This is a genomic window from Leucobacter manosquensis (genome assembly GCF_018304845.1).
Classification (GTDB): Bacteria; Actinomycetota; Actinomycetes; order Actinomycetales; family Microbacteriaceae; genus Leucobacter; species Leucobacter alluvii.
Genome location: NZ_JAFEVO010000001.1, coordinates 2,599,773 through 2,612,509 on the forward strand (window position 1 = coordinate 2,599,773; position 12,737 = coordinate 2,612,509).

A 12,737-nucleotide genomic window follows, 5' to 3' on the forward strand; every position below is an offset into this window, starting at 1 on the left:
GGAAACACAATAGTCACATGTCCCCGCAGACGATGGAGTCTCGCCGGGCACCGAGCGTAGGAATGCTCGGTGCCGGGTTCATGGCCCGCACACACACCCACGCCGCCCGGCTCACGGGCGCGCGCCTCGCGGCGCTCGCCGCCTCGAGTCGCCAGAGCTCCGAACGCGCCGCTGTCGCTCTGGGCTATGAGCGCCCGTCGAGCGCGGAGCAACTGCTGGCCGAGGCCCTCGACGTCGTGCACATCTGCACGCCGAATACGAGTCACCTCGAATTCGCGCGGGCCGCACTCCTCGCGGGCTCGCATGTGATCTGCGAGAAGCCGCTCGCGACGTCGGCCGCGGATGCCCGGGAACTCGTCGAACTCGCCGACTCGGAAGGCCGCGTCGGCGCCGTGCCGTTCGTGTACCGCTATCACTCGATGGTGCGCGAGGCGCGCGCCCGCATCGCCGGGGGAGCGCCGGGCGCCGTGGTCACCGTGTCCGGTCAGTACTTGCAGGACTGGCTGCTCGGCGCCCAAGACGACAACTGGCGGGTCGCCGCCGACGCCGGGGGCCCCTCGCGCGCATTCGCGGACATCGGATCGCACCTCGTCGACCTCGTGGAGTTCGTGAGCGGCGACCGCATCACGCGCCTCGTCGCCTCGACCCGCACCGTGCACGCGGAGCGCAACGGGCAGGAGGTGAGCACGGAGGACGCAGTCGCGCTGACGCTCGAGCTCGCCGGCGGCGGTATCGGTTCGCTGCTCGTCTCCCAGGTCGCGCCCGGGCGCAAGAACGGCCTCGTACTCGAGATCGCCGGTGCTGAGGAGAGCGTGCGCTTCGAGCAGGAGGATCCTGAACTGCTCTGGGTGGGGCGCCGCGATCAGTCGCTGCTGCTGCGACGCGACCCCGATACGCTCTCACCCGACGCCGCGCGGCTTTCGAATGTCCCAGCGGGTCACGCGCAGGGCTATCAGGACGCCTTCAACGCGTTCGTCGCCGACGCATACGCGGCCGTCGCGGGTGAACGGCCCGAGGGGCTTCCGACCTTCGCCGACGGATACCGCGCCGCGCAGATCACGGACGCCGTGCTCGCCTCCGCGCGCGAGGGTCGCTGGGTGGAGGTGAACGCCGCATGAGCGTGCACGAGGCACCAGCACCCGCGCCAACCGCCGCCACCGGCGCACCGGTGCTTTCGGTGATCGACATCCGCAAGCAGTTCTTCGGCAACGAGGTGCTCCACGGCATCTCGCTCGATCTCGTACCCGGCACCGTGCACGGGCTCGTGGGCGAGAACGGCGCCGGCAAGTCGACGCTCATGAAGATCGTCGCCGGCGTCTACCGGCGCGACGGAGGCGACGTGCGCCTCGACGGCGCGAGCGTCGACTTCGGGCACCCAGTCGAAGCGGCGGCCGCCGGTGTGGCGACGGTGTTCCAGGAGTTCAACCTCCTCTCCGACCGGTCGGTCGCGCAGAACGTCTTCCTCGGCCGCGAGCCCCGTCGCAGCGGCCTCATCGACACCGCTGCCATGCGGCGCGCCACCGCTGACCTCCTCGACGACCTCGGCATCGCCGGAATCGACCCTGGCTCGCAGGTGGGGAGCCTGACGGTCGCCGAGCAGCAGATCGTGGAGATCGTGAAGGCGCTCTCGGTCGACGCGCGGGTCATCTCGATGGACGAGCCGACTGCGGCGCTCGCAGACCACGAAGTCGCGATCCTCTACCGAGTGATTCGACGGCTTCGCGATCGCGGCGTCGCGATCCTGTACGTCTCCCACCGGCTCAAGGAGATCTTCGATCTCTGCGACACCATCACCGTGATGAAGGACGGCTCGCTGGTGTCGAGCGACCCCGTCAGGGCGCTGGATCAGCCGACGCTCGTGCGACGCATGGTGGGGCGCCCGATCAGCGCCTACTTCCCTGATCCGGTGCCGGGCACGGCGCCCGGCGAGGTCGTCGTGCACGTGCGCGACGGGGGCAACACGCAACTCGACGGCATCGATCTCGATGTGCGTGCGGGGGAAGTCGTCGGGCTCTCGGGTCTCCAGGGCTCGGGTCGCACGGAACTCGTCGAAGCGATCTTCGGAGCGGCCCCATTCACCCGCGGCACGCTCAAGATCGCCGGGTCCGCCCGCGCCATCCGCTCCCCGCGCCAGGCCGTGCGGTTGGGCATCGCCCTCGTCACCGAGGATCGGAAGCGCACCGGTCTCGCACTGAATCAGTCGATCCTCGACAACGCACTGCTCGCGATCCGCAGCGTCTTCCCGCGCCGGACGCGCCGAGAACGCGCCACGATTCCCGGCGTGTTCGAGTCGCTCGAACTCGTGAGCCGCGGCCCGAAGCAGGAGGTGCAGGCGCTGTCGGGAGGCAACCAGCAGAAGGTCGTACTCGCGAAGTGGCTAGCCACCGAACCCCGTGTGGTGCTGCTCGACGAACCGACCCGCGGTATCGATGTCGGCGCGAAGGTCGCCGTGTACCGTCTCATCCGCGACCTGGCGAAGCGCGGGGTGGCGATTCTGCTCGTGTCGAGTGAACTCCCGGAGGTGATCGGCATGGCCGATCGAATTCTCGTGATGCGCGATGGTCGCATCGCTGGCGAGCTGCCGGCCGGCTCGTCAGAGGAAACCGTGCTGGCGCTCGCGACCGGCGCCGTCGAGGCGGGAGGTGCGGCATGAGCATCGCACTCCCCGCGCGCCTCAAGCGCCTCGACACCACCGCGATCGTCTACATCGCTCTGATCGTCGTGCTCGTGCTGAGCGCGATTCTCGTCTCCACCGTCGGTCGCAACCTCTTCAGCCCGGGGAGCATCCGCGACATCCTCACCGGCATGAGCGTGCTCGGGTTCGTCGCGATCGGGCAGACCCTCGTGATCCTCGGCGGATCGCTCGACCTCTCCGTGCCCTACGTGGTCAGCCTGACGAGCCTCATCGCGGCGCAGACCATGAACGGCGAGACCGGCATGGTGCTGCCGGGCGTGCTGCTCGCGCTCGCCGTCGCTGCGCTCGTCGGGCTCGCCAACGGCATGATCGTCACCTTCCTGAACGTGCACGGCTTCGTCACGACGCTCGGAGTCGGCCTCATGCTCAAGGGGTATCTCGACACCAACTACCAGGGCACGGCCGGTGAAGTGCCCTGGGCGTTCCAGCTCTTCGGCGCCACGGGGGTCGGCCCCGTGCCCGTCTCCACCATCGTGATGCTCGCACTCGCCGGCCTCGTCGCCTTCATGCTCGCGCGCAGCGGCTTCGGGCACCACCTATTCGCGGTGGGAGGCAACTCGGAGGTCGCCCGACTGTCGGGCGTGCGCACGCGCCGACCGCTGATCTGGGCGCACGTGCTGTGCTCGGTCTTCGCCGGGATCGCCGGTCTGCTGCTCGCCAGTCGTCTCGGCGTCGGCAGCCCGACCGTGGGCGTCCAAGGCGGCTACGATCTGCTCTCCATCGCGGCCGTGGTCCTGGGCGGCACCCTGCTCGCCGGCGGACGCGGATCGATCTGGGGCACCATCGGCGGGGTCGCGATCTTCGCGGTACTCGACAACCTCATGAGCGTCCTGCAGGTGAACCCGTTCCTGAAAGACGTGGTGCGCGGCGCAGTCATCGTCGTGGCGGTCGCGATCTACTCGCGTCGCCGACTCGTCGCCCGTCGTGAGCGCTTCACGCGATCCGGGGAGGCAGCGCCAGTGCCGGCCGATGTCACAGCAGAAGGGGGATCGCGATGAGCGCCACCGATCCGAGCGTCACCCGCCCCGTCGATACTCCGGCCGCAGCCCCCGCTCCCGGTGGACTGGCCCGCTTCGCGCGCGCCGCCATCAGCCCGCGCGGCGCGGTCTACCTGCTGCTGCTCGTGCTGCTCGTCGCCGTGGCGATCCTGAACCCGTCGTTCGCGGAACCCGGTCAGCTCGTCCGCTACATCCAGCGCGTCGCTCCCATCGCGCTCGTCGCGATCGGCCAGTACTTCGTCATCGTCAGCGGTGAGTTCGACCTCTCGCAGGGGTCGCTCGTCACCACCCAGGTCGTCCTCGCGGGCACGCTCATCGGGCAGGACGACGCGAAGGTGATTCCGGTGCTGCTCCTGCTGATCGTGCTCGGCGCGGTCGTCGGCATCGTGAACGGGCTCGTCACCACCTTCCTGAAGGTGCCGTCGTTCATCGTCACGCTCGGCATGATGCTCGTGCTCTACGGCGGAGTGATGTGGTGGACCGGCGGGGCGGCGACGGGCAACCCGGCCGACTCGTTCCGGCAGGTCGGCCGCGGCGGCATCGAGGGGCTCCCCGTCATCGGGCTGCTGCCCTGGGCCGTGCTGGTGCTCGCGGCGGTCGTCGCCGTCGCGGCCTGGCTCTCCCGCCGTCCCTTCGGCCGCACGCTCGTGGCGATCGGCGACAACTCGGCTGCCGGCGTCTTCGCCGGGGCTTCGGTGTGGCGCACCAAGACGGCCGCGTTCGTCATCTCATCGCTCTGCGCCACGGTCGCCGGCGTCCTGCTCGTCGGCTACGCCGGAGTGCACCCCTCGGTCGGTCGCGGCTACGAGTTCATCGCGATCACCGCGGTCGTGCTCGGCGGCGTCGTCCTCGGCGGCGGGCGCGGATCGGTGTGGGGGGCGCTCGCCGGCGCCTTCGCCCTGGAGACGCTGTTCACGCTGCTGAACTTCACGTCCGTGCCGTCGACGATGCGCGACGCCATCCAGGGAGCGATCATCATCGCCGCCGTCGCGTACTCGGGCGCCGCGTTCCGCGCACGCCGCAAGCGGCCGACATCGGGCCTCGGGGCGGTGGCCGACGCCGGCGCCCCCGGTCCGGTCGTCGACGCGGACGCAGGTGCCTCCGCCGGCACTCACGAACCTCCCGGAACCTCCGGGATAGATCCGACGGGGAGCACCCCGTCACCCGATCCCGCCGGCACCGCTGCCGTGCGGGGCGAACAGAAGAAGGAGAACCGATCATGAAACGATCGCTGAGCATTGCGGCGAGCCTCGTCGGTGCGGCATCGCTGATCCTGCTCGCGGGGTGCACCACCGATCCGTCGGTGGAGAACTCCGCTGAAGAAGCACCTGCCGAGACCTCTGAATCGACCGACTCGACCGAGTGGTTCGACCAGGAGCTCTTCGACAAGCAGGACGAGGAACGCGGCGTGACCCCGGAAGGGCCGGAAGACGAGCCTTACCTCCAGATGATCAACGCCGAGATGAAGGACACGTCCGACTTCGCGTCCGACGGGGCGAAGAAGGTGTGCTTCGCGAACGCCTCGATCTCGAACCCGTGGCGCCAGACCGGCTGGATCACGATGAACGAGCAGCTGAAGGTGCTGCAGGAGTCTGGCGCGATCTCCGAGATGGAGACCCGCGACGCCAAGGACAGCGACGACACCCAGATCGCCGACATCGACTACTTCATCGCGGAGGGCAACTGCGACGGCTTCATCATCTCGCCGAACTCGACCGCGGCGATGACGCCGGCCGTCGAACGCGCCTGCGAGACCGGGAAGCCCGTCGTGGTGTTCGACCGCGGCGTCGAGACCGACTGCGCGGTCACGTTCATCCACCCCATCGGCGGATTCGCCTGGGGTATCGACACCGCCGAGTTCTTGATCGACAACCTTGAAGAGGGCGACAAGGTGATCGCGCTCCGCATTCTGCCCGGCGTCGACGTACTCGAGCAGCGCTGGGCCGGCGCCGAGAAGCTCTTCGAGGAGGCCGGAATCGAAGCGGTCGACTACTTCTCGGGCGGCGACCCCGCCGAGATCAAGAAGATCATCTCCGATGAGCTCGCCAAGGGCGACGTGCAGGGCGTCTGGATGGACGCCGGCGACGGTGCGGTCGCTGCGATCGAGGCGTTCGAGGATGCCGGCAAGGAGTACCCCGTGATGACGGGCGAGGACGAGCTGAGCTTCCTGCGCAAGTGGAAGGACACCGGCCTCACCGCTCTCGCGCCCGTGTACTCGAACTTCCAGTGGCGCACGCCGCTGCTCGCGCTCGAGAAGATCTTCGACGGCGAAGAGGTGCCGGCCGAGTGGGTGCTGCCGCAGAGCCCGATCACCGACGCTGACCTCGACGAGTTCCTCGAGCTCAACGAGGGCATGCCCGATGGGCACTACGCGAAGTTCGGCGGCGAGAACCTGCCGGGCTACCCGAAGGTCTGGCAGGATCGCCAGATCCCGTAAGCGGGTGCGACGCCGGAGGGAGCGGGGACGAACCGCGCTCCCTCCGGCGCATCCCGTCGACCGATCGCTCAGGAGAGGAGCATCATGCGGAGAACCCTCGGCGTGAACACGTGGGTGTGGACCTCGCCGCTCGGAGACGCATCGCTGCTGAGGATCGCGGAACGCGCCCGCGGCATCGGGTACGAGCTGCTCGAGTTGCCCGTCGAGTCGCCGGGGGACTGGTCGCCGGAGTTGGCGGCCGAACGCCTGGGAGCGCTCGGCATGGGCGCGCGCGTCGTCGGTGCGATGGGAGCGGGGCGCGATCTGCTCGACGACACGTTTCGGGCGTCGACGCAGGCCTACCTGCGGCACTGCGTCGATGTCGCCGTCGCGGTCGGATCGCCGACGGTCGCCGGGCCCTTCACCGCTCGCACCGGCCGCGTCTGGCGGATGGGCGCCGACGAGCGCGCGGCAGCGATCCGAGTGCTCCGCGAAGCCCTTCGGCCGGTCGCCGCGTATGCGGCGGAGCGCGGGGTGACGCTCGCGATCGAACCGCTCAACCGGTACGAGACGAGTCTCATCAACACGGTCACGCAAGCGCTCGATGTGCTCGACCCGCTGCTGGGCTCCGCTGACGCAGGGGCGTCCGGCATCGCGCTCGCACTGGACGCCTACCACCTGAACATCGAGGAGCGCTCGCCGTCGGCAGCCATCCGCGCGGCCGGCGCGCACCTCGCCGTGGTGCAGGTCTGCGGCAACGATCGAGGCCCGGCCGGCCCCGATCACACGGACTGGGGGGCCTTCTTCGACGCGCTCGACGATGCCGGGTACACCGGCCCGCTCACGCTCGAGAGCTTCACCGGGGACAACGACACGATCGCGACCGCAGCGTCGATCTGGCGACCGCTCGCCGAGTCGCAGGACGCGCTCGCGCGCATCACCTACGATTTCCTCACCGACCACCAGCTGCAAAGGAGCGGCCGTCTATGAGCCACGAAGCAACGCACCCCGTCACCCTCTTCACCGGGCAGTGGGCGGACCTGCCGTTCGAGGAGGTCGCACGCCTCGCCTCTGAGTGGGGCTACGACGGGCTCGAGATCGCCGCCTCCGGCGATCACCTCGACCTCGCCCGCGCCGACGAGGATGACGCGTACCTGCAGTCCCGGCTCGACACGCTCGAGCGGCACGGGCTCAAGGTCTGGGCGATCTCGAACCACCTCGCGGGGCAGGCCGTCTGCGACGATCCCATCGACTTCCGGCACGAGGCCATCGTGCGCCCCTACGTATGGGGCGACGGTGACCCGGAGGGTGTGCGGCAGCGCGCAGCCGCCGATATGCAGCGCTCCGCCCGCGTCGCCCGCAAACTCGGCGCCGACGTGGTGACGGGGTTCACCGGGTCGAAGATCTGGCCGTACGTCGCGATGTTCCCGCCCGTGCCCGCATCGGTGATCGACGAGGGGTACGAGGACTTCGCGCGGCGGTGGACGCCGATCCTCGATGTGTTCGACGGGGAGGGCGTGCGGTACGCGCACGAGGTGCACCCCTCTGAGATCGCGTACGACTACTGGACGACGGTGCGCGCGCTCGAAGCCATCGACCACCATCCGGCGTTCGGGCTCAACTGGGACCCCAGCCACCTCGTGTGGCAGGGTGTCGACCCGATCGGGTTCATCGTCGACTTCGCGGATCGCATCTGCCACGTCGATTGCAAGGACACGCGGGTGCGCCCCCAGACCGGCCGCTCCGGCATTCTCGGATCGCATCTGCCGTGGGGCGACCCGAGGCGCGGCTGGGACTTCGTCTCGACCGGGCGAGGCGACACCCACTGGGAGGACGGGTTCCGCGCACTCGACAGCATCGGCTACACCGGGCCGATCTCGATCGAGTGGGAAGACGCGGGCATGGACCGCCTGCATGGCGCGGCGGAGGCGATCGAGCGGATCCGCTCCCTGCTCTGGAAGCGCCCGACGGCCTCGTTCGACGCTGCCTTCTCCCACCAGTAGGCGCCGCCGCCCCGCTGCGCCACCTTGCGCCACCTTGCGAGCGGGGTCACTCTTCGTGTGTGTCGCGCGCCCGACACGCACCAACAGTGACCCCGCTCGCAGAAGGGCCGCGCGTGGGAGAATCTACGCGTGAACGACGCAGCGCCCCTGGCCAACCCGACACCCGAGCGCTCGACATCCGGGGTCGGGCCGTGGCCGGGAGGGCGCGACGCCTGGCCGACCGGAGAGCAGTACGACGCTGAACTCCTCGAGCACGGCGACACGCGCAACGTGGTCGACCGCTACCGGTACTGGAACATGGCCGCGATCGTCGCCGACCTCGATGAGCATCGTCATCCCTTCCACGTCGCCATCGAGAACTGGCAGCACGACATGAACATCGGATCCATCGTGCGCAGCGCGAACGCGTTCGCTGCCGACACCGTGCACATCGTGGGCCGCCGCCGTTGGAACAAGCGCGGCGCGATGGTGACCGACCGGTACCAGCACGTGGAGCACCGCGAAGACGTGACCGCGCTCGTCGCGTGGGCGCGGGGCGAGGGGATCCCGATCATCGCGATCGACAACGTGCCCGGCTGCGTGCCGATGGAGACCTTCGACTGGCCGGAGCGCTGCGTGATGCTCTTCGGTCAGGAGGGACCGGGCCTGACCGCGGAGGCGATCGCGGCGGCCGACGCCGTCGTCGAGATCACCCAGTACGGGTCGACGCGCTCGATCAACGCGTCGGCCGCTGCGGCGGTGTCGATGTACAGCTGGGTGCAGCAGCACTCCCCGCTCCGGCCCCGCTGACGGCGGCCAGCGCTCACCCGCCCGTGCGCGCGCACTCGCCACGCACCGACCTCGCATCCATGCGCGACTATTCGCCCGGCGAGGTATAACGCGCGCGAGTCGAATATCACGTCTGCTTATAGTCGCTGACTCATCATGCTGCCAAAGTTATGCTCGAAAAAGGCCGGATCGTCGATCGCATGACGGACTCAGGTCGGCTCTTCTCGCCATGACGTCGTCGCCGATGGTTCTGCTCCCCGGACCACGAATGCGCATCAAAGGAGAACGAGCATATGGGACATTTCAGAACGCACCGCCTGGGTGAACTCACCTGGACCGAAGCTCGAGACGCTGCCGCGCTCAACCCGATCGTGCTCATCCCGTCAGGGGCGATCGAGCAGCACGGTTCGCATCTTCCGCTCAACGAAGACGCGATCACGGCCGAATGGGTGTCGGAGTACATCGCCGAGCACCTCGAGACGCCGGTTCTGGTTGCCCCGACGCTGAGCTACGGGCACTCGCCGATTTTCGACAGCTTCGCCGGCACGCTGAACCTCTCGTTCGAGACATTGCAGGCAGTGCTGTTCGAGGTCATGGACAGCCTCGTGAAGCACGGCTTCCGGCGCATCGTCATCGTAAACAACAATGGTGGCAATCAGGCGTCTGCGGCGCATGCCGCAGATCGACTGAGGCAAAAGCACGGAGTGCTGGTCGGCAGCGTGTACCCGTGGGGAATCGGCTACCGGGTCATGCGCGACATGTACGAGGATCCGGCTTCCGCTTACGGGCACGGGTCAGAGCCGGAGCACAGCGCGATGCTCGCCATGTTTCCCGAGCTCGTGCAATCACAGTTCATCACGGATGGCGGCTTCGAGCCCTTCGAAGGCTGGACTCCGACGAACTACAGCGAGGCGGCGGTTCCCGGGACGGGGGAAGCCGGAACGCTGTACTGGGAGTTCTCGGATGTCGCTCCATCCGGGGTGACCGGCAACCCGCACCTCGGCTCTGCGGATATCGGCAACGTGTGGATCCAACGTGTCGCTCACGAGGTCTGCTTGGGCTTCGTTCGAGAATTCGATCGCAACTCCGCCGATGCGAGCTGGGCGAGGTCTGAACGATGAATGCACCGCTCCAGATCAGCGTGGGTCAGTTTCCCGCGATCGAAGACAAAGCGGCCAACCTCGCGGCGGTGACGCAGCTCGCCGAACGCGCCGCGGCTGCCGGATCGAGGGTCCTCATCCTTCCCGAAATGGCGATGTACCATCGCGTCACTGCCTCCGTCTCCGAAGGTGTGCAGGCTGCGGAAGACCTGACCGGGCCCTTCGTTACGGAGGTGCGACGACTGTCGCGGCTCCATGGCCTATTCATCTCGGTCGGAATGTCGAAACGCATCGCAGGCGAGCGCGCGGTCGATCGGGCGCTCAACACCCTGTTGCTGGTGGACGGCGGTGAGATCGTCGCGGAGTATCACAAGATACACCTGTACGACGCGTTCGCTGTGAGGGAGTCGGACTCCATTCATCCCGGTGATGACCTTCCACCGGTACTCGAGATCGACGGCGTGCGAGTGGGATTCGCGATTTGCTACGATCTGAGATTCCCTGAACTGTTCCGCCTGCTCACCGATCAGGGGGCGGAGGTGCTTGCCATCAGCGCGGCATGGGCGCGCGGCGTGGTGAAGGAGGATCACTGGCTGACCCTCCTGAGGGCTCGCGCCATCGAGAACACGGCCTATGTCTTCGCCTCGGACGAAGTGAGCGTCAAATCCGTCGGACGCAGCGCGATATTCGATCCGCTCGGCCTCACGCTCGCCGATGCCGGCGAGCAGGAGCTCGCACTGGTCACCGCCTCGGTCGACCGAGCCCGCATTGCGGCAGTCAGGAAGACGGTGCCGTCTCTCGCCAATCGTCGCGTCGCGGTCGAGGCGCGCGTGCATCCCGTTCCCGACTCGGAATGAGTCGCGGCCGCGGCCTCCGGGGCACCTCCCGAGGCCGCGGCGGGTTCCTGTCGCAGCGAGAAAGCCAAGCTGCCCTGCTGCGCCGCTGATCCGGTGTTTCTCGCAGTATAAGGCTGACGTTATGGAGCTCTTTCGATTGTTACTTGCAGCCTATGTTCCGGCATCCTAGGTTGGTGTTGAACAGTTCATCTGCTCGCCCAGCACCCTCGAATGGCCGTTGACAAAGCTCAGTGTTGAGACTCCTGTCGCGGAGACCGCGGAGGAAGATCGCGGCCGTCCCGTCGGGGTGGGTTCAACCCAACGAAGGGAATACCCGATGTCATTCACACGCTCAAACCGCCCGAAGCCGTGGCTCTCAGTTCTTTCTCTCGGCGCTGTAGCGGCGCTCGCCCTTTCAGGATGCGGCGGTTCGTCTGCCAACGAGTCGGACGGGGGGGACGGAGCTGCAGAGCAGGTGCTCACCTTCGGCCTCTCGGCCGATCCTGCACAGCCGATCACCGGGGCTGCGCAGGGCACGGCGGTCAATCAGCTGCTCACCATGGTGCATCGCGGACTCATGAGTTTCGGCGCCGACGGCGAGGCGGTTCCCGCGCTCGCCGAGACTGTGGATACTCCGGACGACACGACGTTCGTCTTCACGCTGCATGAGGGACTCACCTTCAGCGACGACAGCCCGCTCACCGCCGACAACGTGAAGAACACGCTCGACTACTACCGCGATGCGGCGAACGGTTCGCAACTCGCAGCTCCATTCGCGGATGTCGAAACGGTGGAAAGCGATGGCGACCTGCAGGTCACCGTGTCGCTGTCTCAGCCGAATACTGCCTTCCTGCAGTACCTTGCGCTGCCATTCGCGGCGATTGTTCCAGACGCATCGCTCAATCCGGAGACTGCCAATTGGATCGGCGCCGGCCCATGGGAGATGACGAATCTGGATCAGGGCATCGGTCTCACGATGGAGAAGAACGAGGGCTACTACGACGCCGACAATGTCGCGCTCGACGGCATCGACGTGAAGTTCTACGCAGACGGCGAGGCGCGAACCAATGCGCTCCTCTCCGGCGACGTCGACCTCATCGACTACGTCACCTGGGAGAACTTCGATCGCGTGGCCGATGCGGGTTTCACGGTTGATCAGGTGAACGGGCCTTTCCAGTTCGTGCAGTTCAATGTGGAGGACGGCCCGTTCGCCGATCCGAAGGTGCGTCAGGCCGTGGCCCACGCCCTGAACCGCGAGAACTCGGTGCTCGCGGCGTTCCAGAGCAACGGAGAAGCGCTGAACGGCCTGTCGATCTCGGAGAGCGACCCGGCCTACGACGAGAATCTCGAGAATCTGTGGGAGTACGACCCCGAGAAAGCGAAGTCGCTGCTCGCCGAGGCCGGTTACGAAGATGGATTCCCGGCGACGCTCCTCGCGACGTCGCAGTACACGTTCCTGCAGGACAACGCGCTGTCCGTGCAGGAGGACCTCAAGGCGATCGGCATCGACGTCACACTGGATGCACCCGACTGGTCGACTCGCGTCTCGAAGGGGAACGAAGGCGAGTACGACATCGCAGTCTCCGGCGACACCGGTATGGTGGCGGATCCCTCGTATCTGCTCAACTGGGTGACCGACGGACGGAACTACAACGTCAGCTGGGGCTATGGGAACGAGGAAATCACCTCGCTCATCAGCGACGGCCTCCAGGCCACCGACGACGCGACCAAGCACGAGATCTACCAGGAGATCGGCGAGCTCTGGGCCGAGGACGTGCCCTTCGCATCGCTCAACACGCGAGCTCAGGCCTACGGCTACAGCGATGACGTCGCCGGCTTCTCCAACCTGCCCGGAACGCTCACGTTCTACAGCGGCTACATGCTCGCGAACACCTCGATGCAGTAACGCCTGAGACGGAAG

The 12,737-nt window shown here is 67.5% G+C and carries 11 protein-coding genes; all 11 read left to right on the top strand.

What is annotated here, in order from left to right; all coding sequences use genetic code 11:
- The first annotated feature begins 17 nt into the window (after window positions 1–17).
- The 11 genes from JSQ98_RS12115 to JSQ98_RS12165 all read left to right on the top strand — a co-directional run bounded on the left by JSQ98_RS12115 (window position 18) and on the right by JSQ98_RS12165 (window position 12,722).
- On the top strand, window positions 18–1,118 hold the full coding sequence (locus tag JSQ98_RS12115) for a Gfo/Idh/MocA family protein (RefSeq protein WP_249290824.1): 1,101 nt from the start codon (window positions 18–20) through the stop codon (window positions 1,116–1,118).
- Entirely contained in the window at window positions 1,115–2,653 is a 1,539-nt protein-coding gene (locus tag JSQ98_RS12120) for a sugar ABC transporter ATP-binding protein (RefSeq protein WP_211649906.1), read from the top strand. The genes JSQ98_RS12115 and JSQ98_RS12120 overlap by 4 nt, the downstream gene beginning before the upstream one ends.
- Window positions 2,650–3,693: an ABC transporter permease gene (locus JSQ98_RS12125; RefSeq protein ID WP_211649907.1), complete on the top strand. Its 1,044-nt coding sequence runs from the start codon at window positions 2,650–2,652 to the stop codon at window positions 3,691–3,693. Before JSQ98_RS12120 ends, JSQ98_RS12125 begins: the two co-directional genes overlap by 4 nt.
- Window positions 3,690–4,916, top strand: coding sequence for an ABC transporter permease (locus tag JSQ98_RS12130; protein WP_211649908.1), 1,227 nt, complete (start codon window positions 3,690–3,692; stop codon window positions 4,914–4,916). The genes JSQ98_RS12125 and JSQ98_RS12130 overlap by 4 nt, the downstream gene beginning before the upstream one ends.
- Window positions 4,913–6,130: a substrate-binding domain-containing protein gene (locus tag JSQ98_RS12135; protein ID WP_211649909.1), complete on the top strand. Its 1,218-nt coding sequence runs from the start codon at window positions 4,913–4,915 to the stop codon at window positions 6,128–6,130. Before JSQ98_RS12130 ends, JSQ98_RS12135 begins: the two co-directional genes overlap by 4 nt.
- Window positions 6,131–6,214: 84 nt before the next feature.
- Window positions 6,215–7,099: a sugar phosphate isomerase/epimerase family protein gene (locus JSQ98_RS12140; protein ID WP_211649910.1), complete on the top strand. Its 885-nt coding sequence runs from the start codon at window positions 6,215–6,217 to the stop codon at window positions 7,097–7,099.
- On the top strand, window positions 7,096–8,112 hold the full coding sequence (locus JSQ98_RS12145; protein WP_090146331.1) for a sugar phosphate isomerase/epimerase family protein: 1,017 nt from the start codon (window positions 7,096–7,098) through the stop codon (window positions 8,110–8,112). Before JSQ98_RS12140 ends, JSQ98_RS12145 begins: the two co-directional genes overlap by 4 nt.
- Window positions 8,113–8,241: 129 nt before the next feature.
- Window positions 8,242–8,901 carry a TrmH family RNA methyltransferase gene (locus tag JSQ98_RS12150; RefSeq protein WP_211649911.1) on the top strand — a complete coding sequence of 220 codons (660 nt, stop codon included), beginning with the start codon at window positions 8,242–8,244 and terminating at the stop codon, window positions 8,899–8,901.
- A 272-nt stretch (window positions 8,902–9,173) separates the two neighbouring features.
- A complete protein-coding gene (locus JSQ98_RS12155; protein WP_211649912.1) occupies window positions 9,174–10,001 on the top strand; it encodes a creatininase family protein in 828 nt (275 codons plus the stop codon).
- Window positions 9,998–10,837 (top strand): carbon-nitrogen hydrolase family protein, encoded by an 840-nt coding sequence (locus JSQ98_RS12160; RefSeq protein WP_211649913.1) that lies wholly within the window; start codon window positions 9,998–10,000, stop codon window positions 10,835–10,837. The genes JSQ98_RS12155 and JSQ98_RS12160 overlap by 4 nt, the downstream gene beginning before the upstream one ends.
- 316 nt (window positions 10,838–11,153) lie before the next feature.
- Window positions 11,154–12,722 (top strand): ABC transporter substrate-binding protein, encoded by a 1,569-nt coding sequence (locus JSQ98_RS12165; protein WP_211649914.1) that lies wholly within the window; start codon window positions 11,154–11,156, stop codon window positions 12,720–12,722.
- Window positions 12,723–12,737 lie beyond the last annotated feature (15 nt).

Bases quoted from the DNA above. Each gene is read 5' to 3' on its own strand.
- JSQ98_RS12125 (WP_211649907.1), top strand. From the start codon at position 2,650: ATGAGCATCGCACTCCCCGCGCGCCTCAAGCGCCTCGACACCACCGCG.
- JSQ98_RS12165 (WP_211649914.1), top strand. From the start codon at position 11,154: ATGTCATTCACACGCTCAAACCGCCCGAAGCCGTGGCTCTCAGTTCTT.
- JSQ98_RS12120 (WP_211649906.1), top strand. From the start codon at position 1,115: ATGAGCGTGCACGAGGCACCAGCACCCGCGCCAACCGCCGCCACCGGC.
- JSQ98_RS12155 (WP_211649912.1), top strand. From the start codon at position 9,174: ATGGGACATTTCAGAACGCACCGCCTGGGTGAACTCACCTGGACCGAA.
- JSQ98_RS12145 (WP_090146331.1), top strand. From the start codon at position 7,096: ATGAGCCACGAAGCAACGCACCCCGTCACCCTCTTCACCGGGCAGTGG.
- JSQ98_RS12135 (WP_211649909.1), top strand. From the start codon at position 4,913: ATGAAACGATCGCTGAGCATTGCGGCGAGCCTCGTCGGTGCGGCATCG.
- JSQ98_RS12115 (WP_249290824.1), top strand. From the start codon at position 18: ATGTCCCCGCAGACGATGGAGTCTCGCCGGGCACCGAGCGTAGGAATG.
- JSQ98_RS12130 (WP_211649908.1), top strand. From the start codon at position 3,690: ATGAGCGCCACCGATCCGAGCGTCACCCGCCCCGTCGATACTCCGGCC.
- JSQ98_RS12160 (WP_211649913.1), top strand. From the start codon at position 9,998: ATGAATGCACCGCTCCAGATCAGCGTGGGTCAGTTTCCCGCGATCGAA.
- JSQ98_RS12140 (WP_211649910.1), top strand. From the start codon at position 6,215: ATGCGGAGAACCCTCGGCGTGAACACGTGGGTGTGGACCTCGCCGCTC.